We start from the raw sequence: 21,985 nt of genomic DNA, 5'->3' as shown, positions 1-21,985 counted from the left end.
GATGTCGACGATCGAACACGCGTCCGCCGCGCGCACCGCATCGGCACCGGGCGGTGCCGCCACGGCCACGGCTCCCGTCAATGCTGCGCCCCGTATCGCATGCACGGCCTGCGATGCAACGCTCGCGGCCGAAGCCCGCCGTGCGCGTACCTGGCCGACCGGCGTTGTGGCAGCGCTAGCGTGGGCCGCGCTCGGTGCGGTGACCTGCTGGTGGCCCAACCGCGTCGTCGGTTTCACCGACTGGGCATACACCGACACGTTCGGCATCGCCGCGTGGGCGATCGCCGCGCTGCTGCTGGTCGCCGCGACGCTCGGCCATCGCTTGCCGGCCACGCGCGCACGGCTCGCCCGCGTTCGCACGGCCGGCCCGTGGCTCGTCGCGCTGCCGCTCGTGCTCGCCGGGTGGGAAATCGTCACCGCCAAGACCGGCTGGCTGCCGACGCCGTTCTTCGCGCCGCCGCAGGCGCTGATCGAGGTCTACGTCGACGACTGGCCACGCCTCGCCGGCAGCGCCGCCAATACACTGAAGTTGCTTTCGCTCGGGTTTGCCTACGGCGTCGCGGTCGGGTTCGCGGTCGGCGTATCGATCGGCTGGTCGCGCCGCATCGGCTACTGGGTGCATCCGGTGCTGCGCGTGCTCGGCCCCGTGCCGGCCACCGCGCTGCTGCCGCTCACGTTCTACTTCTTCCCGACGAGCTATTCGGCCGCCGCGTTCCTGATCGCGCTGTCAACCGGCTTCCCGGTCGCGGTGCTGACGTGGTCGGGCGTCGCGAGCGTGAACCGGCAGTACTACGACGTCGCGCGCACGCTCGGCGCGAACGCGCGCTTCCTCGTGCTGCGCGTCGCCATCCCGGCCGCGCTGCCGCATGTGTTCGTCGGCATCTTCATGGGGCTGAGCGCGTCGTTCACGGTGCTCGTCGTCGCGGAGATGATGGGCGTCAAGTCGGGGCTCGGCTGGTACCTGAGTTGGGCGCAGGGCTGGGCATCGTACGTGAACATGTATGCGGCGCTGATCGTGATGGCGCTGCAGTTTTCCGGGCTGATCGCGCTGCTGTTCGCGGTGCGCGACCGCGTGCTCGCGTGGCAGAAAGGAACCGTCAAATGGTAAGCGCCGCCGCTCTCGAATCGTCCGTTTCCACGCCGACCGCCACGGCCCCGCGCGGCGCGCGCATCGACATCCGCCGCGTGAGCCATGCGTTCGACGGCCCCGGCGGCCCGCTGCCGGTGCTCGACGACGTCACGCTGTCGGTCGCGGCCGGCGAATTCGTCGCGCTGCTCGGCCCGAGCGGCTGCGGAAAATCGACGCTGCTGCGGCTCGTCGCGGGCCTCGACGCCGCGCGGCAAGGCACGATCGCGCAGGACGGCGCGCCGATCGAACGGCCCGATCCGTCGCGCATCGTCGTATTCCAGGATCCGACGCTCTACCCGTGGCGCCGCGTGCGCGCGAACGTCGCGCTCGGCCTCGAGGCGCGCGGCGTGGCGCGCACCGCGCAGCATCGCGTCGACGACGCACTCGCGCGCGTCGGGCTGCAGGAATTCTCGAACGTGTTTCCGCATCAGTTGTCGGGCGGGATGGCGCAGCGTGTCGCGCTCGCCCGCGCGCTCGTCAACGATCCGCGCGTGCTGATCCTCGACGAGCCGCTCGGCAAGCTCGATTCGCTGACGCGGCTGACGATGCAGGCCGAGCTGACCGCGCTGTGGCAACGCGACGGATTCTCCGCGTTGCTCGTCACGCACGATGTCGAGGAAGCGCTGTTTCTCGCGCAGCGCGTGATCGTGTTCGGGCCGCGGCCCGCACGCATCGTCGCGGAATTACGCGTCGACCCGCCCTATCCGCGCCATCGTGGCGACCCGCGCCTCGCCGCGCTGCGCCACGAAGCGCTGCGGCATCTCGGACTCGATGCGAGCTGGTAGATGCGCGGTGCCGTTCACAGGATGGCCGGTGCGCGGCAAAGGCCGCGCCGATGAACGCGCCGCCGTTCGCCGACTGGGCGCTCCTGTTCCTGCAACTGCTGTATCGCGCGCAGATCGCGTTCGCGCGGATGCTGCATGCGATCGGCCTGACCGGCGATGCCGACGGACAGGCCGCGTGGCCCTGGGCTCACCGGATCGCGCTCGAAACGCTGCGCATCGACGCGGGGCTCACGCGCCAGCTCGCCTTCGCTGGCACGACGACCACGCTCGCCGTGGCGCTCGGCTGCGTCGCGCTCGTGTCGCGCAAGTGGCGGGCGGCATCGGCAATCGCCGCACTGGCCGTCGCATGGTTCGCGCCATGGCCGCCGGCGTCGCTGTGGCTCGCGCCCGCGGTGCCCACCAGTTTCCAGCGCAGTCCCGACGCGTTTTCCGTCGCGAACGTGATGCGCGGCGCGCACCTGTATGCGCAGCATTGCGCGGCCTGTCACGGCGCGGACGGCCGCGGCGAGGGACCGCTCGCGGCCACGCTCGCCCACTGGCCGCCGACCTTCGCGGGCGCGCTGCTTGCCCGCCGGCTCGACGGCGAACTGTACTGGCGTGTGCGGCACGGTACGCACGACGCGCGCGGCACGGCGTCGATGCCGGGTTTCGCGGCGACGCTCGGCCCGGCCGATACGTGGGCCGTGCTCGATTACCTGAAAGCGCTGTCGGCCGGCAGCGGCGCGCAGGCCGAAGGCGCGTGGCCCGTGCCCGTCCCGCTGCCGGCACTCGACGTGCGCTGCGGCAACGCCGCGCCGCAACCGCTCGAGCGCTGGCGCGAAGGCCAGCGCGTGCGCATCGTCGCGCTCGCGCCGGGCAGCGCGCTGCCGACGGAGGATCCGCGCTGGCAGACGCTGCTCGTCACTACCGGCGAGACACCTGCGCCACCGGCACCATCGGCAACCGGCGCACGCGCGAACTGCGTCGCAGCGACGCGCGACGCCTGGCAAGCGTTCGCGACCATCGCCGGCGTGCCGCCCGAGGCGTTCGGCGGCACGCAACTGCTTGCCGACCGGCGCGGCTGGCTGCGGGCCCGCGCGTTGCCGGGCAGCGCGGGCTGGTCGGCCGACGACTTGCTGTGCCGCTCGGATGCGACGGCACGACCGCCGACTGCCGCCGCGAACGCCGATCCGCTGACCGCACTGTTGCTCCGCGTGGACGCCGAACCCGTGCGCGACGTGCAGGCCGGGCTCCCGCACTGAATCCCTGAACCGTTTCTCCGCTCGACCGAACTTCACGATGAATCCGACCCGACGCCACTTCCTCGCACAAGCGAGCGCCCTCGCCGCCGCCACCCTCGCCGTCGCTCCGACGGCGCTCCATGCTCAATCGGGCACGCGGCCGCTGCTGCGTGCCGGCGACCAGAAAGGCGGGCTGCGCGCGCTGCTCGAGGCGGCCGGCGAACTGAACGGCCTCGCATACGACATCGCATGGACCGAATTCCCGGCCGCCGCACCGCTGGCCGAGGCGCTGAACGCGGCGGCCGTCGACTGCGGACCGATCGGCGACGCACCGGTGATCTTCGCGCTCGCCTCGGGTGCGCGCATCAAGGTGATTGGCGCGAACCAGTCTGACCCGTATGGCACGGCCGTGCTCGTGCGGCCCGACGCGACGCTGAAAGACGCCGCCGACCTGAAAGGCAAGCGCATCGGCACCACGCGCGGCTCGATCGGCCATTTCGTCACGCTGAAGGCCCTCGACGCGGCCGGCCTGCCGCCCGACGCCGTATCGTTCCGCTTCCTGCCGCCGGCCGACACGATGCTTGCGCTCGCAACCGGTTCGATCGATGCGTGGGCGACGTGGGAACCGTATACCGCCCTCGCGGAAACGAGCGGCCGCGCGCGCGTGCTCGTCAACGGCCGCGGCCTGTGGTCAGGCTTCAGCTACGTCGCGGCGACCGACGCGGCGATCGCGTCGAAGCGCGACGTGCTGCGAGACTTCCTGCAACGCGTGGTGCGCGCGCAGGCCTGGTCGTACCGGCACGTCGACGCGTATTCCGCGGCGCTCGCGCGCATCATCGGCATCCCGCCGGCGGCCGCAAAGCTGCAGTTCGAGCGCCGCAACACGCGCTGGCAGCCGATCGACGCGACGGTGATCGCCGGACAGCAGCGCACGGCCGACTTCTACCTGAAGGCCGGGCTGCTGCGCCAGCCGCTCGACGTGCGCACGACCTTCGACCTCGGCTTTCCGCTGGCGTGACCGGCCGCGCGGCGGCTTGCAACCGCCCGAACGGATTTCGCACGATCTGGCACAATCGCGATTCGACCATCCTGCCTTCGTCAGCCAGCGTCATGCCAGCCATCTCCGAACTCTTCGTCTACCCGATCAAATCGTGCGCCGGCATCGCGCTGTCGCGCGCGCAGCTGCTCGAAACCGGCCTCGCGTACGATCGCCACTGGCTGATCACCACCCCGGACGGGATGATGATCACGCAGCGCACGCACCCGCGCCTCGCGCTGATCCGCACCGCGCTCGACAGCGATGCGCTCGTGCTGAACGCGCCGGGCATGCCCGAGATCCGCACGCCGCTCGACGGCGATGCGACACCCGCCACACCGAAGATCGCCGCGACCGTCTGGCGCGACACCGTCGACGCGATCGACACCGGCGCCGAGACGGCCGCATGGCTCACCGAATTCCTCGGCACGCCGTTGAAGCTCGCGCGCTTCGGCGCCGATGCGCGCCGCGGCTGCAACCGCAAATGGACCGGCGACATCGACACGCACACGCAGTTCGCGGACGGCTATCCGCTGCTCGTGATCGGCCAGTCGTCGCTCGACGACCTGAACGCGAAGCTCGTCGCGAAAGGCGCGCCGGCCATTCCGATGAACCGCTTCCGCCCGAACATCGTCGTGTCGGATCTCGATGCATACGAAGAGGATTTCGTCGAACATCTCGACACTGAAGGCGAGACGCCCGTGCGGCTGCGCCTCGTGAAGCTGTGCACGCGCTGCCCGATGCCGACGATCGACCAGGTGACCGGCGCGCCGAACCCGGAATGGCCACACGAGCCGACCGACACGATGCAGACCTATCGCGCGCATCCAAACTACGACGACGCGCTGACGTTCGGCATCAACGCGATCGTCGTCGAAGGCGCGGGCGCGTGGCTCGAGGTCGGGCAGTCCGTCGAAGCGGAGATCGGGTTCGGCGACTGAGCCGATCGGCCGAAGCGGAGGACGGCGCAGCGTGTGCGTCGCCGCCATCCGCCGCGGCGTCCCTGTTACCGCGCCGCCGGAACCGTCGGCAGCACCACCGTCACGATCAACCCGCCGCCTGCCGCATCCGCCAGCATCACGCTGCCCTGATGCACGCGTACGATCTCCCGCACGATCGACAGCCCGAGCCCCGTGCCGTCCACCGTCTGCGTCTTGCTGCCGCGATGGAAGCGCTCGAACACTGCGTCGCGCTCGCCGGCCGGAATACCCGGCCCGTTGTCGATCACGTCGAGCCGCGCAAGCTCGCCGTCGCGCGACACACGCACCGTGATCACCGCGCGGTCGCCCGAATAACGAATCGCGTTGTCGATCAGGTTGCCGATCATTTCACCGAGAAGGTCCGGCTGGCCGAGCACGTCGACATCCGCCTCGTGCTCGAAACCCAGGTCGATGTCGCGCGCACGCGCGACCGGCGACCAGTCGAGCGTCACGCTGCGCGCGAGCCGATGCAGCGCGACCGGCTGGTGCGCGACCGCATGGCCGCTGTCCGAATCGAGCCGCGACAGCGACAGCAGCTGCTGGACGATCTTCGCGGCCTGCCGCACCGCGCCGTTCACGCGCCGCAGATGCACGTTCACGCGCGGCTGCTCGTCGGGCCGCAACGCCAGCTCGACGCCGGCCTGCACGGCCGCGAGCGGCGTCTTCAACTGATGGGCCGCGTCCGCGAAGAAACGCCGCCGCGCGACCTGCATCTGCTGCGTGCGGCCGATGTACTGGTTGATCGACTCGACGAGCGGCGCGAGCTCGCTCGGCATGCCGCCGGTGTCGAGCGGCGTCGGATCGCCGTCGCTGCGCGCGGCGACCGTCGCCGACAGCCGGTTCAGCGGCCGCAGCCCGCGCCCGACGCCGAGCCATACGATCCCGAGCGCGAGGACGACGAGCAACCCCTCCTGGAGCAGCGAGCCCATCAGGATCTCGCGCGCGAGTGCCTGGCGCCCCTCGATCGTCTCGCCGACCATCACCCACACGATGCGCGTCTGCGCGGTCGGCACGTCGTGCACCGGCACGCGCAGCGCGGCCATGCGCAACTGCTCGTCGCGATAGACGACGTTGTAGTAGCGCGTGACGAACAGCGCGCCGTCGCCCTGCGGGAGCGGCAGGTCCGGATAGCCGGTGATCGTGCGGCCGTTGTCCTCGCGGATCAGGTAGTAGATCTTGCCGCCGTCGCCCGACTCGAACATCTCGAGCGCGAGATACGGCAGGTCGACCTCGAGCTCCCCCTCGTTGAGCCGCACGCCTTCGCGGATCGACTTCAGCGACGACGACAGCGTGCGGTCGAACGCGACGTGCGCGGCGCTCATCGCGCGCTGGTAGGTGAGCCACGAGTCGAGCGCGAGCAGCCCGAGCAGCGGCAGCAGCAGCCACAGCGCGACCTGAGTGCGCAGGTTCGGGCGGTGCCATGCCCGCCGCCGGGCCGCCCCAGGTGGGGCGTGCGCCCCCTCGGGAAGCAGCGAACCAGCGTGAGCGTTGGGGTGGTTCATCCGACGTCCTTCGCTTCGAGCAGATACCCGAGCCCGCGCAGCGTGACGATCGCGACGCCGGTGTTCTCCAGCTTCTTGCGCAGCCGGTACACGTAGATCTCGATCGCGTCCGCGTTGACCGACTCGTCGAGCCCGAAGATCTTCTCCGACAGCGTCTCCTTGTTGATCGCGCGGCCGTTGCGCAGGATCAGCACCTCCAGTACCGAGCGCTCGCGCGGCGTGAGCGACAGCGGTTCGCCGGCGAGGTGAAAGCTGCGGTCGATACTGTCATACGCAAGCGGCCCGGATTCGACCCGCGCATGCTCGTGGCCGAGGCTGCGCCGGATCAGCGCACGGGCGCGCGCCTCCAGCTCGGTCAGCTCGAACGGCTTCGCGAGATAATCGTCGGCCCCGAGATCGAGCCCCTTCACGCGGTCCTCGACCGAGCCGTGCGCGGTGAGGATCAGCACCGGCACCGGATTGCGGCGCGCGCGCAGCCGCCGCAGCACCTCGAGCCCGTCGAGCTTCGGCAGCCCGAGATCGAGGATCACCAGCGCGTAGTCCTGCGTGCGCAGCACGTGATCCGCCGCCTCCCCGTCCGCCATGTGATCGACCGCGAAGCGCGCGGCGCTCAGCGCGTCGTTCAGCGACTGCGCCAGGTTCGGGTTGTCTTCGACGAGCAGCACACGCATGGAAATTCCGTAAGGTCAGCGACAGGTCGCTACATTACATGATCCTTTCCATGCCGACGCCTCACGCAAACACCGGTTGCGCAGCGCGCTGGAACCCGGGCGCCGCCCGGCATTCATCACTCCGCGGCTGGCTGGTTCGCCGTCGCGAAACGCCGGCCGGTCGTCGCACCTCGTTCACGAAGGCCGACAACCACCACCATGAACGCGACGCTCGCGCACACGGTCACGGCGATCATCGGGTGCGCGGTACCGTCCGACAGCCACGCCAGCACGCCGCCGCACGCGGCCGTGATCGCCATCTGGATAAAGAAGAACAGCCCGGACGCCGTGCCGGCGATCTTCGTATACGGCTGCATCACCGCAAACTGGCAGGCCGGAATCGCGATCCCGACGGCCACCATCACGAAGAACATCGGGACGACGACCGCGGCCGCCGCATTGGGCGCGACGGTGCCGGCCGCCCACAGCACGGCCGCCCCGACCAGATTGATGCCGGCCGCCACCGCAATCACGGTATCGGCATGCCATCGGCCGCTGCTCCGCCTGAACACGCTCGAACCGATCAGATAGCCGAGCACGGTCAGGCCGAAGATCGCCGCATAGACCGGTCCGGACGCGCCCATTTGCCGCTGGAACAGCGTCGACGATTCCGCGATGAACGGAAAGTACGTGCAGTACACGAAGCTGATCGCCAGCGAGTAACGCAGGAAGCGACGCTCGCGCAGCAGGCGCGCGTAGGTCCGCAGCAGCCCCGGACCCAGCGCCGGCCGCGTGTCCTGTTCGCGGGTTTCCGGCAGGTAGCGCAGCACCATCGCCATCGCGACAAGGCCGCCCGCCGCCAGCCAGCCGAACACGCCGCGCCATCCGAGCCACTCGGCGATTGCGCTGCCGGCCAGGGGCGCGATTACCGGGGACAGCGCCATGCCCGCCGAGATGCGGCTGAGCATGGTGGCCTGCATCGCGGTCGGAAAGCGCTCGCGCACGATGACCCGGCCGATCACCGTGCCGCTGCAGCCACCCAGCGCCTGGAAAATGCGGGCGGCAACGATCGCCGGGATGCTCGTCGCGAACGCGCAGGCCACGCTCGCGACCAGATACAGGCACAGGCCGCCGACGAGCACGGGACGGCGCCCGTACCGGTCGGACAACGGCCCCGTCACCAGCATCGACAGCGCATAACCGACCATGTACAGCGTCAGCGTGAGTTGCAGTTGGGTGTCGGTGCCGTGCAGCGCGTCCGCCATCGCGGGCAGCGACGGCAGATAGGCATCGATCGTGACGCGCGGCAGGCATACGACGAGCATCAGCAGGAACAGCCAGCCCCATTGAGGCAATGAACGGGTTTTCATGCGGCGAGTCCGGCTCTGATCGGTTGGAACGGTTGCGCGATGGGGCGCAACGTGAGGTCTCCTTCCGCGAGCGCGGAAGCGATGTCGATCGCAATGCGACGGGCGCGCTTGGCGACCATCTCCAGCGAACTGACGAAGAAATACGTGCCCGACGTGATGTGGCCGAGCGCGCGAAGCTGATAGTCCGGTTCACCGTCACCGTCGATGACCGCACCGGTATCGAAGTCGACCCGGATGCCACCGCGCCAGTCGCGGCTCGCGAGTCCGTCGGACAGCATCTGCCAGATCAGCGTGGAATCGTCCGGCTCCTGAACGTCACGCGCCGCCCCCGTCGCGTTGACGACATGGTCGTAAGCGTCGCCGGACGGCTGTCCGTCGATCGTCGGCATGAGCCGGTGCGGATCGGTCCGATCGAACGCGATCGGCGTCTTCACGAGCTTCAGGCGGCCTTCGTCGATCATCTGCGCGAGCACGCGCGCGTTCTCGACCGGCATCGGCGCCCGGCATGCGAGCCAGTGACGCGCGAAACGCTTCAGCACGCAAGTCTGGCTCGCGGTGTCCAGCGCGTGCCACGCGAACTCGACCAGATCGTTGGTGGCAACCAGGATCGTCTGCCATGCACGTTCGTGATCGGCCTGCTCGATCTCGTCGCGCAAGCGTGCAACGGCATCGCCGTGGTCGGAGAACAACGCCCGCCAGTCCGCGCCTGCCGCCCGGAATTCCGCGCGAATCAGGCGTCCGAGCTGACGCAGGCTGATCGTCGCGCGACCGTCCGCCGTCAGCGCCCGCAGCCGTTCCGCCGTCAGGTGGCGCAACGGCTGCGGCAACGCCTGCCGGCCCTTCACGAGCGGCAGCATGCCGGTGTTGGACACCATGTGGATTTCGGTGCGGCTGTTCATCCGGTAGAGGCTCACGGCAATGTCGACGGCCGTCAGGCTCGCGCCGAGGATGGCGATCCGGTTCGCGCCCGTGAGCCGCGCGAGCGCCGGTGCGACAGGATACGGACGGTGGAGGTAGCGCGCATGTCCGGCGAGCCCGTAATGGTCGCGTTGCCCGGTGTTGCCGACCGCGATGACGACACTGTCGGCGTCGTACGCTTCGCCGTCCGCGATCAGCCGATAGCGCGTGTCTCGCGTGATCTGGCTGACTTCCCGGTGCACCACATCGATCGCGAGGCCCTTGCGACGCGCGGTCCACATCGTCTCGTTGAAAAAATCGTGCAGGTAACGGCCGAACAGTGGTCGCGACACGTAGGTGGACGACAGGTCGCGCCGCGCCAGCTCGTGCAGCTCGGACTCGTGGTGCGACTTCCAGCGCACCCACGACGTGAAGGTCGAAAAATCGGCGGCCGAGACCGACATCGTCTCGACCGCACGATTCAGCAGCACGGACTCGACGTCGGGCTGATACGCCAGGCCGGGACCGACGAGCGGGCGCGGCTCGAATACCCGAATCTGCAGCCGTGTCGCGGCCGACGGCGTGATCAGGTTGCTCAGGTGATGGAGAAACGCGACGCTTGCTGCCCCCCCGCCGACGACGGCGAGGGTCAATCTCTCAGTGTTCTTTGTTATGTACAACGTTCCCTCGGACTCGATGAGTGTGGTCGACAGCAATCTAAGGGGAAAGTGATATAAGCTGAAGGGCCATTAAATCGAACATCGACTGGACCACTATGCCGCGAGGCAAAGCCGCGATTCCGCTTGATCTGCCGTGCCCTGCCGGGCTGTCGACGGGCACCCCGCAATCGAAACAGGACTGCATTGCCGACGCGATTCGCGACGCGATCCTGAAGCGCCTGCTGCCTGGCGACAGTCCGTTGCCGTCCAGCCGGACCCTGGCCGCACGCTGGAGTGTCGCGCGGGGAACCGTCGAAGCCGCCTATGACCGATTGTCGTCCGAGGGCTACATCGCGCGGACGCGCGGCTCCGGATCCCGGGTCTGCGCGATCGTGCCCGACAGCTATCTGCGCGCGACCGGGCAGTTCCGCGACAGCACGCCCGTCCGCGCCGGCACGGCACCGGAGCCGCAGTCGATCGGTGCGGCCGCGCCGGAACACGCGGTCCGCCCCGGCGTACCGTTCGTCGCGCGGCTGGCCGACCCCGGCCTGCTGCCGGTGCAGCAATGGAAGAAGGCGATCGGGGCGAGCCTGCTCGCCGCGACGCCGAACGATCTCGGCTCGACGCCGTCGCAAGGCGTCGAAGGCCTGCGCGACGAAATCGCCGCGTACCTGCGCGAATACCGCGGCATCCCGTGCGAGTCCGTCGACATCTTCATCACGACCGGCATCCGCCATTCGATCGATCTCGTCGCGCGAACCCTGCTCACGCCCGGCTCGACCGTGCTGATGGAAGATCCCGGCTATGCGTCGGCATGGCAGATATTCACGATGGCCGGCGCAACCGTGATCGACGTGCCGGTCGACCGCGAGGGGATCGAAACGATCACGCTGGACCGGCATGCCGACGCACGCGCGGCCTACGTGACGCCCGCGCACCAGGCGCCGCTTGGCGTCACGATGTCGGTGTCGCGCCGGCTCGAACTGCTCGACTGGGCGCAGCGCAACCGCGCGTGGATCATCGAGGACGACTACGACGGCGAATTCAGTTATCAGGCGGCGCCGCTGCCCGCGCTGAAATCGCTCGACGCGTGCGGGCGCGTGATCTACTGCGGCTCGTTCAACAAGACGCTGTTTTCCGGGCTGCGCATCGGCTTCATGGTCGTGCCCGCGGAACTGCGGCCGGCGCTGTCGGCCGTGTGGCGGGCCACCGCGGGCTCCGTCAGCGTGGCGCCGCAGCTTGCGCTGGCCCGCTTCATCGGAAACGGCGATTTTGCGAAGCACCTGCGCGCGTGCCGCCACGCGTACCGCCAGCGACGCGACATCGTGCTCGACCAGCTGGCCACGCACGCCGGCGGCCCGTTCACGGTGTCGGGCGAGCACGCCGGCTTTCATTTCGTCCTGTGGCTGCCGCCCGGGACGGACGACGCAGCATACGTCGCACGGACGCACGCGGCCGGCGTCGCGTTGCAGACCATCCGCGGCTTTTGCCGCAGCACCCGGTGCGAACCGGGCGTCGTCGTCGGCTATTCGGCATTGACCGCAGCCCATGCCCGGCACGGTGGCCGGATCCTCGGCAAGCTGCTCGCGCCGCCCGCCTGACCGCCGTCGCCACATCCGGCGGCGCCCCGCGTCCTTCCCTCGGTGAACCTGCCGCGCACTGCGAAAGCCGCGGCGGTCGAGCATCGACCTCGGGAAATCCATGACACAAAGGACGCTATTGTGAACCGAAATGAAAGCAGGCTGAAAGTGCCTCGCAATTAACATCCGCATCACTCGAACAACACACACGCATCACTGGAGGAAGACAATGCCGTTTGCACCGAAGCAGCTCGCCGCCGCGCTGGCGATCGTCCTGGGCACCGCCGCCGGCGCCGCCGTCGCACAGGTTCCGGCCGGGTATCCGGGTAACTACCAGGGTGTCGTCGACGCCGCGAAGAAGGAAGGCAAGCTGATCGTCTACTCGACCACCGACACGGGCCTCGTGCGCCCGCTGATCAAGGACTTCGAAAGCCTGTACGGCGTGAAGGTCGAGTACAACGACATGAACAGCACCGAGCTGTACAACCGCTACATCAGCGAGAACGCGGCCAGCAGCACCAGCGCCGACGTGCTGTGGAGCTCGGCGATGGACCTGCAGGTCAAGCTCGTCAACGACGGCCTGATGGCGTCGTACGAGTCGCCCGAAAGCCCGAACGTGCCGCAATGGGCGCAATACCAGAAGCAGGCATACGGCACGACCTTCGAGCCGCTCGCGATCGTCTACAACAAGCGCCTGATCCCCGAGAACGAGGTGCCGAAGACGCGCGCCGACCTGATCAAGCTGCTCGCGTCGCAACCCGACAAGTTCAAGGGCAAGCTGACGACGTACGACGTCGAGAAATCCGGCGTCGGCTTCAACGCGTTGACGCAGGACGCGCACCTGAACGAGAAGGTCACGTGGGAACTCGTGAAGGCCATCGGCGCGACTGGTCCGAAGCTGCAGTCGAGCACCGGCGCGATGATGGAGCGCATCTCGTCGGGCGAGAACCTGATCGGCTACAACATCATCGGCTCGTATGCGTACGCGAAGGCGAAGAAGGACAAGTCGATCGGTTACGTCTTCCCGAAGGACTACACGCAGGTCGTAAGCCGCCTGGCCACGATCTCGAAAAAGGCGAAGAACCCGAACGCGGCGAAGCTGTGGGTCGACTACCTGCTGTCGAAGCGCGGCCAGACGCTGATCGCGAACCAGGCGAACCTGTTCGCGATCCGCACGGACGTGACCGGCGAAACGTCGGCCGCGAGCCTCACGAAGGAACTCGGCGATTCGCTGAAGCCGATCCCGATCGGCACCGGACTGCTCGTTTATCTGGACCAGTCGAAGCGGCTCGCGTTCCTGAAGCAATGGCAGCAGGCGATCAAGAGCTGATCGACTGATCGACTGATCGGCTTCGGCCGCCCGCCGCGCGTCGCGCGGGCGGCCCCCTTCCCCTTACCGACTTCCTAGAGGCGGCCATCCGGATGGCCGCAGGGGTGAACTCATGCTTTCAACCAGCACACGCGGAGCGGCACCGGCCGTTCCGCCCACCACCGGCCACGGCGGCGCGATCCCCGCGCTGCCGGCCAACGGCCTGCAGCCGCTCGCCGGCATGCTGCGCTGGATCGTCGTCGCGGTGCTGACCGTCGCGGTCGCGCTGCCGCTCGGCTTCATCCTGTTCCAGAGCCTGCTGTCCGCGCCGTTCTTCGACGCGAACAAGACGCTTGGCATCGAAGGCTTCCGCTTCATCTTCACCGACCCGGATTTCTGGTCGGCCGTGAAGAACTCGTTCATCATCGCCGGCGGGATGCTGTTCATCTCGATCCCGCTTGGCGGCATCCTCGCGTTCCTGATGGTGCGCACCGACCTGCCCGGCCGCCGCTGGCTCGAACCGCTGGTGCTCACGCCCGTGTTCGTGTCGCCGATGGTGCTTGCGTTCGGCTACGTCGTCGCGGCCGGCCCGGTCGGCTTCTACTCGGTGTGGTTCAAGGAACTGTTCGGGGTGCAGAACGTACCCTGGAACGTATACTCGATCTTCGCGATCACGGTGATCGTCGGCCTCACGCACGTGCCGCACGTGTATCTGTACTCGTCGGCCGCGCTGCGCAACCTCGGCTCGGACGTCGAGGAAGCCGCGCGCGTGACGGGTGCCCGGCCGTTCCGCGTCGCGCTCGACGTGAGCCTGCCGATGACGATGCCCGCACTGCTGTTCGCCGGCGTGCTCGTGTTCTTCCTCGGCTTCGAGGTGTTCGGGCTGCCGCTCGTGCTCGGCGATCCGGAAGGCCACCTCGTGCTCGCGACCTACCTGTACAAGCTGACCAACAAGCTCGGCGTGCCGTCGTATCATCTGATGGCCGCGGTCGCCGTGTGCATCGTCGCGATCACGTTCCCGCTGGTGCTGCTGCAGCGCCGCCTGCTGAAGACCGCGAACCGCTTCGTCACCGTGAAGGGCAAGGCCGGCCGCTCGACCGTGCTGCCGCTCGGCGTGTGGCGCTGGGTCGCGCTCGCGATCGTCGCGCTATGGCTCGCGCTGACCGTGATCGTGCCGATCTCGGGCATCGTGCTGCGCGCGTTCGTGACCAACTGGGGCGAAGGCGTCGCGCTCGCCGAAGTGCTGACGCTGTCGAACTTCGTCGAGCTGTTCGAGCAGGACAACCTCGTGCGCGCGATCGTCAACACGCTCGGCATCGGCGTGATCGGCGGCGCGCTCGCGATCGGCTTCTACTCGCTCGTCGCGTTCGCCGGCCATCGCCGCCACGACTGGGCGACCAAGCTGCTCGACTATCTCGTGCTGCTGCCGCGCGCGGTGCCGGGCCTGCTCGCCGGTCTCGCGTTCCTGTGGATCTTCCTGTTCGTCCCGGGCCTGCGCGAGCTGAAGAACTCGATGTGGAGCATCTGGATCGCGTACACGGTCGTGTGGCTCGCATACGGGATGCGGCTCATCCAGAGCGCGCTGCTGCAGGTCGGCCCGGAGCTCGAGGAAGCCGGCCGCAGCGTCGGCGCGACGCGCAGCCGCGTGTCGCTCGACGTGACGCTGCCGCTCGTGCGCTTCGGCCTGCTCGCCGCGTGGCTCCTGATCTTCATGATCTTCGAGCGCGAATACTCGACCGCCGTCTACCTGCTGTCGCCCGGCACCGAAGTGATCGGCGCGCTGCTCGTGTCGCTGTGGGCGACCGGCGCCGTCGACCAGGTTGCCGCGCTCTCTGTCATCAACATCGCGATGGTCGGCGCCGGTCTCGGCGTGGCCCTGCGCTTCGGAGTGAAACTTCATGGATAAGCTCATCGTCGACGACCTGCATCTCAGCTACGGCGCCAACCCGATCCTCAAGGGTGTGTCGTTCGAACTGAAGGCCGGCGAAGTCGTGTGCCTGCTCGGCGCGTCGGGCAGCGGCAAGACCACGCTGCTGCGCGCGGTGGCCGGTCTCGAACAGCCGTCCGACGGGCGCATCCAGCTCGACGACCGCGTGTTCTTCGACGGCGCTCAGCGCGTCGACCTGCCCGTCGAACAGCGTTCGCTCGGCCTCGTGTTCCAGTCGTACGCGCTGTGGCCGCACCGCACCGTCGCCGACAACGTCGGCTACGGGCTCAAGCTGCGCCGCGTCGCTGCTGCAGAGCAGAAGCGACGCGTGCAGACCGCGCTCGACCAGCTCGGCCTCGGCCATCTCGCCGAACGCTTTCCGCATCAACTGTCGGGCGGCCAGCAACAGCGCGTCGCGATCGCGCGTGCGCTCGTCTACAACCCGCCGGTGATCCTGCTCGACGAGCCGCTGTCGAACCTCGACGCGAAACTGCGCGAGGAAGCGCGTGCATGGCTGCGCGAGCTGATCGTGTCGCTCGGGCTGTCCGCGCTCTGCGTGACGCACGACCAGACCGAAGCGATGGCGATGTCCGACCGCATCCTGCTGCTGCGCAACGGCCGCATCGAACAGGAAGGGACGCCGGCCGAGCTGTACGGTGCACCGCGCTCGCTTTACACGGCCGAATTCATGGGCAGCAACAACCGGATCGACGCGCGCGTCGCCGCGATCGACGGCGAATGCGTGACGCTCGCCGGCGACGGCTGGGAACTGCAGGCGCTCGCCCGCGACACGTTCGCGCCCGGCCAGGACGCGCAGGCCGTGATCCGTCTCGAGCGCGTGCAGGTCGCGGACGGTCCGGGTGCGAACCGGTTGCAGGCCGACCTCGTCACGTCGATGTATCTCGGCGACCGCTGGGAATACCTGTTCCATTGCGGCGAGATGCGCCTGCGCGCGTTCGGCCACGTGCCGCGCGCGGCCGGCAAGCACTGGATCGAGTTCCCGGCCAACGACTGCTGGGCGTTCGCGAAAGCGGGCTGACCCGTGCGCGGCGGCATGCGGGCCGCCGCGCACGCATTCGAGCGCACATCCTTTTACGACTCGCATCGGCGGACGTTTGATGGCGTCCGCCGATGGCGCGCCGAGTACGTGTTATCTGTTTCAACCACCCCACAACAACTACGGAGACACCGTCAAAATGAAGTCACGCGCAGAACGTTCAATTCGAACAGTATTCCTAACCGGTTCGGCCGCGGCAGCCTGCATTGCCGTGCCGGCCGCGCACGCGCAGTCGTCGGTCACGATATACGGGATCATGGATGCCGGCATCGAATACATGAACCATGCGGCGCCGGACGGCGGCAATTCGTTCAAGTTGAAGTCGGGCAACAAGAACACGTCGCGCTGGGGCTTGCGCGGCGTCGAGGATCTCGGCGGCGGGCTGAAGGCCGTGTTCCGCCTCGAAAGCGGCATCGATCTCGCGAATGGCGCGTCCGACGACGGGCCCGATTCGATTTTCGCGCGACGTGCGACGGTGGGCCTGAAGGGCAAATGGGGCGAGCTGACGCTTGGCCGCAACTTCACCGTGACGTACGACTACATGATGCCGTTCGACCCGATGGGTTACTCGCAAAACTATTCGTGGGCATCCTCGTCGATGGCGACCGGCGGCCGCAAGGACGGCATCTTCTCGCGCTCGTCGAACGCCGTGCGCTACGACGGCGAATTCAGCGGCTTCAAGTTCGGCGCGCTGTACGGCTTCGGCAACGTGCCCGGCAGCGTGAAGACCAGCTCGAAATACGACTTCGCACTCGGCTACGAGACCGGCCCGTTCGCCGCGGTCGTCACGTTCGACCGGCAGAACGGCGCGGCCGACAGCGTCACGCCGGCCGATACCGTCAACTATATCCAGGGCATCCACGCGGGCCTGAGCTATGACTTCGGCAACCTGAAGACGATGGCCGGCTATCGCAACTATCGGCGCACGTATCACACGAGCGCCGCGAACCAGTTGAGCGATATGTATTGGCTCGGCGGCTCGTACCAGTTCACGCCGACGTTCTCGATGATCGCGGCCGTCTATCACCAGAACATCAAGGGCGGCACCGATGCCGATCCGACGCTGGTGTCGGTGCGCGCGCAATACGCGCTGTCGAAGCGCACGGTGCTGTATGCGGCCGGCGCGTTTGCGATCGCGCAGCATGGGGAGAAAGTGGGGGTGTCGCGCGATTTCGCCGGGTATGGCACCACGCAGGTCGGCGTGACGGCGGGGATTCAGCAGCGGTTCTGAATCTGACGCGGCGGCACGGGCGGCGGCATGCGTCGTCGCCCACCCGCCTCCATGCTGCGCTGTCGCCACGGCCCTGGCGCGTCCTCGTGCGGCGAGCCACACCACACCACGCGGTCGCACACGTGCTAATCGCGCATATCTACGGCAACATGGCCTTCCATCGTTCGATCTGTGCAGGGGAAAGCTTGATCTCTCCGTCGCTATCCACCGCAGTATCGAATATTATGGATTCCTTAGTCCATATCAAGCGAACAGCATCCGGATACTCGTAAGTCCGCTCGGCAAGCAATTGCATGTCGGACGTCCGATAGAGCCGAAGAAGGATCCGATCCCCTCCCAGGTAGGCGTATTGCGCCGTGTAGCGCCCCCCGTCGTTCCTGGATCGCTCAGTATCAAACTGTGTTGCTCCCGCGCGCACACGCGCATCCTGATAGTAAGATCCCGCGAAGCACAAAAAAGTGACAGTTGCCAGACCCAAACCAAGCACTTTCATTCCCGACTTCATTCGTGCGGCACGCCCCTCTTGCCGTGCAATACTGCATAGGATGCCTATCAGGATACACACTGCGATTCCGATCAGCGCGATTTCTGCAAGTGCAACCATACCTGCCCCTTGCATGGCGGTCGCCAATCCGTTCATTCGAAGTACACCGTTATTGGTTTAGCGAGCATGATCGGCCTATAGTCCGAAAATATAATGAAGTCTCCGCCTCGATGGTGCCTGTCTTGCCACTCCCGGAACGAGCGGTTCCGGACCGGATAGTAAACCTTCCCTGGTTCATAGAGGTTTGCGGCCGTACTGCCGGACACGACGGGAAAGTCGAACCAGGGCTGCTCTGCGAGATTCGCTGCCGTGTAACTCGGCACGATAACCACACCGTTTTTGCTCCAGTGGCCCAGGTACTGGGATCGTGAATCTGTTGCCCCGTCGAAGGAATAGCCATCCCTGACGTATACGACAATATTCGTAACCGTCGCCTTCCTGTTCTCCGCATCGAAAATGACGCGTGCTACTGCCGCATAAAGGTTGAATGCCCCCAACGCGCCGGTCAGGTCGTCAGGAACACCGGCATCCGGAAGCCGCCGTACGGCCTGCAGTGCCTTCTGCTCAAACGAGCTTTCTACCGCTGCTCGCTGAAACTGGAATCCTTTTGTGTAGCTTGCGAATATCGTAGCCGCTGACCGTCCAAGGCGATACTTCTCCGCGACCACGGTAGCGGCCGAGAATATCTTTGAGGGCCTCGTATGCACGCGAACTGTATATATCGGTATTTGCCAGGTTATCGTATGCCTTCCTGGCACGCGCGTGCTTGAGGACCCAATCCAGTCTTATGGTAGTCCGATCGACCATTGACTCAGGGTAGAGTTCGCCATTCTGGTTGATCTCGTTCTGCTGATCTTTTGATGTGGGCGAGTAGTTGATCTGCCCCGCAAACCAACGCTCCATCAGTTTCGCCGAAACTGGCATATGCTCTTTGCGCATAGCATCGGGAATTTGCTGAATATCGAAAGGCGGCACCACCCTTTCCTTCTCCGTCGGCTTCGGTTGCTTGGGCGGAACAGGTGCATCCAACCACTTCTTGAAACGAGAAAACGCAGCCGCGACCCTTTCGATGTCGTCCACCATCTTGTCGAGCGATTCACGCTTGTCGACCTGCGCAACGGGCGTAGATTGCTCTACTGGCGACTCGCTCGCCGGCGGCGCCATTGCCAGTGACAGACCAAGATCACACGCCGGGATGCCCCCATCGTCCCCGTCGCATAGCTTCCATTTCCAAACCAGCTTGTTTATCCTGAAGTACGGAATCCTATCGTTATCGCTCACCGTGGCTTCCCCTCGGACTGTAGAATCCCGGACCTTACAGATTCACTCACCGGTTCACAACGTTACGCATGCGCCATTCATCAAGAATCACAGCTTCGACGGAGTCGCCAACGCGGAAAACGCGTGTCGTGAAACAAGCAGCAGGCAGTCCCGCGGTTCGGGACAAAGCACCCAAGCATCGTTGCCAACTGTGAACGGCGACCTCGTCATTCGTAGCCCATTCCGAACTCTTGCGCTTGCCGGCTCAGTTCTTCCATTGCATCGATGCTCACCTGATCGCGTTCCGTCTTGTAGCGCGTCAGATCGGGCAAGCGCACACAACGGTGCTCTCCGGTTTTGTGATACGGCAGCGCCTTCGATTCGAGCAGCTTGATGAGATGCGGCCGCGACACATTGAGCAAGTCAGCCGCTTCCTGCGTCGTCAGCCCCGCATGAACAGGCACGACCTTGACGGCGTTGCCATCGGCGAGTTCGGCGAGGATGTCGACCAGCAGGCGCAGTGCAGAAGTCGGGAGTTCGACTTGATGCGCGCGATTTTCGTCGTCGAAAATCTGGATGCGCTGTATTTCCGTTCGCGTGGCGAGGTAAGCCGCCAGCGCACGCTGCCCTTCGACAGCCGCCTGCACCACGCGCTCCACGGGCAAGATCGTGTCAGACGTCGACGTATGGGGCATCGCGCACTCCAATGTAGGTTTTGGAATGCGAAATATTAATCTCAGTAAACGAAATTCGATCGAACTCTATAGAACTAGCAACCTCCGGTATCGCTCAATACGTCGCATCCCGCTTCGTCGCCACCTCCCCCCTCCGCTTGAACTGCGCGGCCAACCGCTCCGCACTCCTCGCCAGCAACGTCGTATCAACGCCCACCGCGACAAACAGCGCCCCCGCTTCCAGATACCGCCGCGCCGCCGCTTCATCCGCGCTCAGAATGCCCGGCGCCTTCCCTGCCGCCTTGATCGCACGGATCGCGCCATCGATCGCGGCCTGCACGTCCGGATGCCCGGGATTGCCGAGATGCCCGAGGTCGGCGGCCAGATCGGCCGGGCCAATGAACACACCATCGACGCCGTCCACCCGCGCAATCGCATCAATCGCGTCGAGCCCGGCACGCGTCTCGACCTGCACGAGCACGGCCATCTCGTCGTTCGCGCGATGCAGATAATCGCCCACCCGATTCCACCGCGACGCGCGCGCGAGTGCACTGCCGACACCACGAATCCCGTGCGGCGGATAGCGCGTCGCGGCCATCGCCGCGTGCGCTTCGTCCGCGCTCTGCACCATCGGCACGAGCAGCGTCTGCGCGCCGAGATCGAGCACCTGCTTCACGATCACCGGATCGTTCCACGGCACGCGTACGACCGGATGCGACGGATACGGCGCGATCGCCTGCAACTGCGCAAGGATCGTCGGCACGGTGTTCGGCGCATGTTCGCCGTCGATCAGCAGCCAGTCGAAACCGGCGCCGGCGACGACTTCGGCGCTGTACGGATTCGCCAGGCCGAGCCACAACCCGACCTGCGCGTCGCCACGCGCGAGCGCGGCCTTGAAGACATTCGACGGAATCTGCATCGCTCGCTCACCTCACTCGAAGTAGCACTGGATCGTCCCGAGCGGGCCGTAGTCGACGCTGAACGTGTCGCCCGCGCGCGCCGCGCACGGCCGCGTGAACGAGCCGCCGAGCACGATCTGCCCCGGCTCCAGCGCGACGTCGAAACGCGAGAGCCGGTTGGCGAGCCACGCGACGCCATTGGCCGGATGGTTCAGCACGCCGGCCGCGACGCCCGTTTCCTCGACCACGCCGTTGCGCGACATGATCGCCGCGACCCAGCGCAGGTCGACGTCCTGCGGCCGCACCGGCCGCCCGCCGATCACGACGCCCGCGTTCGCCGCATTGTCGGCGATCGTGTCGAACACCTTGCGCGGCCGCTTCGTATCGGGGTCGATCGACTGGCTGCGTGCGTCGATGATCTCGAGCGCGGGCACGACGTAGTCGACCGCGTCGTACACGTCGAAGATCGTGCAGTTCGGGCCCGTGAGCCGCTTGCCGAGCACGAACGCGAGTTCGACCTCGACGCGCGGCACGATGAAGCGCCCGGTCGGGATCGTGCCGCCGTCGTCGAAGAACATGTCGTCGAGCAGCGCACCGTAATCGGGCTCGTCGATCTGCGACGTGTTCTGCATCGCCTTCGACGTGAGGCCGATCTTGTGCCCCTTGAGCGTGCGACCTTCCGCGAGCTTGAGAGCTACCCACGCGCGCTGGATCGCATACGCGTCGTCGATCGTGATGTCGGGATGGTCGAGCGAGATCTGGCGGATCTGCGTGCGTTCGCGCTCGGCGTCGTGCAGACGCTGCGCGAGCTGGTCGATGATGGCAGGTTCGAGCATGGTCGGATCGGGAATGGGATTCAGCCGGCCCGCTTGTAGCGGGCGTGGATGTTGTTGTGCTTGTACGAGCCGATTTCGCTGAACTCGGTCAGCTCCATCGACAGCGCCAGATAACGCTTCGCGTACAACGCCGCGAAATGCGCCTTGATCGCGTCGAACAGCGCGTCGCACGCGGCCTTCTTGGTTTCGTCGCTGCGGCCCGAGCCGATCTTCAGCGTCACGTGGACGAACGCGTCGTCCCCGGTGCCGTCGGCGACGCAGTAATCCTGCAGTTCGATCGCGCGCGAGCGGATGCCGCCCGTCGGAAACACGCCGCCTTGCGCGATCAGCGTCGCGTTGATCGTGCGCAGCAGCGCGGGAATGCGCGCGTCGTCGCGGATGTTCGCGGTGTATTCGACGACGATGTGTGGCATGGCAACGCTCCGGGTTGGTGATGCGGC

At 66.9% G+C, this 21,985-nt stretch carries 21 protein-coding genes; 10 read left to right on the top strand and 11 right to left on the bottom strand.

Translation table 11 applies throughout. From position 1 onward, the window contains the following. The first annotated feature begins 1 nt into the window (after nucleotide 1). The 5 genes from DIE06_RS03340 to DIE06_RS03320 all read left to right on the top strand — a co-directional run bounded on the left by DIE06_RS03340 (nucleotide 2) and on the right by DIE06_RS03320 (nucleotide 5,111). A complete protein-coding gene (locus DIE06_RS03340) occupies nucleotides 2–1,108 on the top strand; it encodes an ABC transporter permease (protein WP_124660117.1) in 1,107 nt (368 codons plus the stop codon). Continuing rightward, nucleotides 1,102–1,914, top strand: a complete 813-nt coding sequence (locus DIE06_RS03335) for an ABC transporter ATP-binding protein (RefSeq protein WP_124660116.1) — start codon at nucleotides 1,102–1,104, stop codon at nucleotides 1,912–1,914. Before DIE06_RS03340 ends, DIE06_RS03335 begins: the two co-directional genes overlap by 7 nt. Nucleotides 1,915–1,964: 50 nt before the next feature. Continuing rightward, the gene (locus DIE06_RS03330; RefSeq protein ID WP_124660115.1) at nucleotides 1,965–3,155 is read left to right on the top strand and encodes a cytochrome c; all 1,191 of its coding nucleotides are present in this window, start codon (nucleotides 1,965–1,967) and stop codon (nucleotides 3,153–3,155) included. Between the two features lie 37 nt (nucleotides 3,156–3,192). After that, a complete protein-coding gene (locus DIE06_RS03325; protein WP_124660114.1) occupies nucleotides 3,193–4,152 on the top strand; it encodes an ABC transporter substrate-binding protein in 960 nt (319 codons plus the stop codon). A gap of 92 nt (nucleotides 4,153–4,244) precedes the next feature. Then, a complete protein-coding gene (locus DIE06_RS03320; protein WP_124660113.1) occupies nucleotides 4,245–5,111 on the top strand; it encodes an MOSC domain-containing protein in 867 nt (288 codons plus the stop codon). Between the two features lie 65 nt (nucleotides 5,112–5,176). Here the strand turns inward: DIE06_RS03320 and DIE06_RS03315 are convergent, their stop codons facing one another. From DIE06_RS03315 to DIE06_RS03300, 4 genes are all read right to left on the bottom strand, one after another. Further along, nucleotides 5,177–6,652, bottom strand: coding sequence for a sensor histidine kinase (locus DIE06_RS03315; protein ID WP_260433524.1), 1,476 nt, complete (start codon nucleotides 6,650–6,652; stop codon nucleotides 5,177–5,179). Continuing rightward, the gene (locus DIE06_RS03310) at nucleotides 6,649–7,323 is read right to left on the bottom strand and encodes a response regulator (RefSeq protein WP_124660112.1); all 675 of its coding nucleotides are present in this window, start codon (nucleotides 7,321–7,323) and stop codon (nucleotides 6,649–6,651) included. The genes DIE06_RS03315 and DIE06_RS03310 overlap by 4 nt, the downstream gene beginning before the upstream one ends. 116 nt (nucleotides 7,324–7,439) lie before the next feature. Then, nucleotides 7,440–8,672, bottom strand: coding sequence for a multidrug effflux MFS transporter (locus tag DIE06_RS03305; protein ID WP_124660111.1), 1,233 nt, complete (start codon nucleotides 8,670–8,672; stop codon nucleotides 7,440–7,442). Next, nucleotides 8,669–10,222, bottom strand: a complete 1,554-nt coding sequence (locus DIE06_RS03300; RefSeq protein ID WP_124660110.1) for an FAD/NAD(P)-binding protein — start codon at nucleotides 10,220–10,222, stop codon at nucleotides 8,669–8,671. The genes DIE06_RS03305 and DIE06_RS03300 overlap by 4 nt, the downstream gene beginning before the upstream one ends. Before the next feature lie 122 nt (nucleotides 10,223–10,344). On the opposite strand from DIE06_RS03300, the gene DIE06_RS03295 reads away from it, so the two are divergent. The 5 genes from DIE06_RS03295 (at nucleotide 10,345) to DIE06_RS03275 (ending at nucleotide 17,332) form a co-directional block, all read left to right on the top strand. Continuing rightward, on the top strand, nucleotides 10,345–11,829 hold the full coding sequence (locus DIE06_RS03295) for a PLP-dependent aminotransferase family protein (protein WP_124660109.1): 1,485 nt from the start codon (nucleotides 10,345–10,347) through the stop codon (nucleotides 11,827–11,829). 208 nt (nucleotides 11,830–12,037) lie between these two features. After that, nucleotides 12,038–13,138 carry an ABC transporter substrate-binding protein gene (locus tag DIE06_RS03290; protein ID WP_124660108.1) on the top strand — a complete coding sequence of 367 codons (1,101 nt, stop codon included), beginning with the start codon at nucleotides 12,038–12,040 and terminating at the stop codon, nucleotides 13,136–13,138. 112 nt (nucleotides 13,139–13,250) lie between these two features. Further along, on the top strand, nucleotides 13,251–15,023 hold the full coding sequence (locus tag DIE06_RS03285; protein ID WP_124660107.1) for an iron ABC transporter permease: 1,773 nt from the start codon (nucleotides 13,251–13,253) through the stop codon (nucleotides 15,021–15,023). Next, nucleotides 15,016–16,083 carry an ABC transporter ATP-binding protein gene (locus DIE06_RS03280; RefSeq protein ID WP_124660106.1) on the top strand — a complete coding sequence of 356 codons (1,068 nt, stop codon included), beginning with the start codon at nucleotides 15,016–15,018 and terminating at the stop codon, nucleotides 16,081–16,083. The genes DIE06_RS03285 and DIE06_RS03280 overlap by 8 nt, the downstream gene beginning before the upstream one ends. 157 nt (nucleotides 16,084–16,240) lie before the next feature. After that, nucleotides 16,241–17,332 (top strand): porin, encoded by a 1,092-nt coding sequence (locus DIE06_RS03275; protein WP_124660105.1) that lies wholly within the window; start codon nucleotides 16,241–16,243, stop codon nucleotides 17,330–17,332. 139 nt (nucleotides 17,333–17,471) lie between these two features. Here the strand turns inward: DIE06_RS03275 and DIE06_RS03270 are convergent, their stop codons facing one another. From DIE06_RS03270 to DIE06_RS03245, 7 genes are all read right to left on the bottom strand, one after another. Next, a complete protein-coding gene (locus DIE06_RS03270; protein WP_260433522.1) occupies nucleotides 17,472–17,972 on the bottom strand; it encodes a hypothetical protein in 501 nt (166 codons plus the stop codon). Beyond that, entirely contained in the window at nucleotides 17,969–18,544 is a 576-nt protein-coding gene (locus tag DIE06_RS38870; RefSeq protein WP_260433521.1) for a DUF6402 family protein, read from the bottom strand. Before DIE06_RS38870 ends, DIE06_RS03270 begins: the two co-directional genes overlap by 4 nt. Continuing rightward, nucleotides 18,441–19,157, bottom strand: a complete 717-nt coding sequence (locus tag DIE06_RS38865; protein WP_260433520.1) for a DUF6402 family protein — start codon at nucleotides 19,155–19,157, stop codon at nucleotides 18,441–18,443. Before DIE06_RS38865 ends, DIE06_RS38870 begins: the two co-directional genes overlap by 104 nt. A 206-nt stretch (nucleotides 19,158–19,363) precedes the next feature. Then, on the bottom strand, nucleotides 19,364–19,831 hold the full coding sequence (locus DIE06_RS03260; RefSeq protein WP_124660104.1) for an excisionase family DNA-binding protein: 468 nt from the start codon (nucleotides 19,829–19,831) through the stop codon (nucleotides 19,364–19,366). Nucleotides 19,832–19,925: 94 nt separating this feature from the next. Continuing rightward, a complete protein-coding gene (gene hpaI / locus DIE06_RS03255; RefSeq protein WP_124660103.1) occupies nucleotides 19,926–20,729 on the bottom strand; it encodes a 4-hydroxy-2-oxoheptanedioate aldolase in 804 nt (267 codons plus the stop codon). A 12-nt stretch (nucleotides 20,730–20,741) separates the two neighbouring features. Beyond that, a complete protein-coding gene (hpaH, locus tag DIE06_RS03250; protein WP_124660102.1) occupies nucleotides 20,742–21,545 on the bottom strand; it encodes a 2-oxo-hept-4-ene-1,7-dioate hydratase in 804 nt (267 codons plus the stop codon). Nucleotides 21,546–21,565: 20 nt separating this feature from the next. Continuing rightward, nucleotides 21,566–21,958, bottom strand: coding sequence for a 5-carboxymethyl-2-hydroxymuconate Delta-isomerase (locus DIE06_RS03245; RefSeq protein WP_124660101.1), 393 nt, complete (start codon nucleotides 21,956–21,958; stop codon nucleotides 21,566–21,568). Nucleotides 21,959–21,985 lie beyond the last annotated feature (27 nt).

It is taken from the genome of Burkholderia sp. Bp8998 (assembly GCF_003854235.1).
In the GTDB taxonomy this organism is placed as follows: Bacteria; Pseudomonadota; Gammaproteobacteria; order Burkholderiales; family Burkholderiaceae; genus Burkholderia.
The sequence above is the reverse complement of the archived record's forward strand: the minus strand, read 5'-3'. Positions and strand labels throughout refer to the sequence as shown.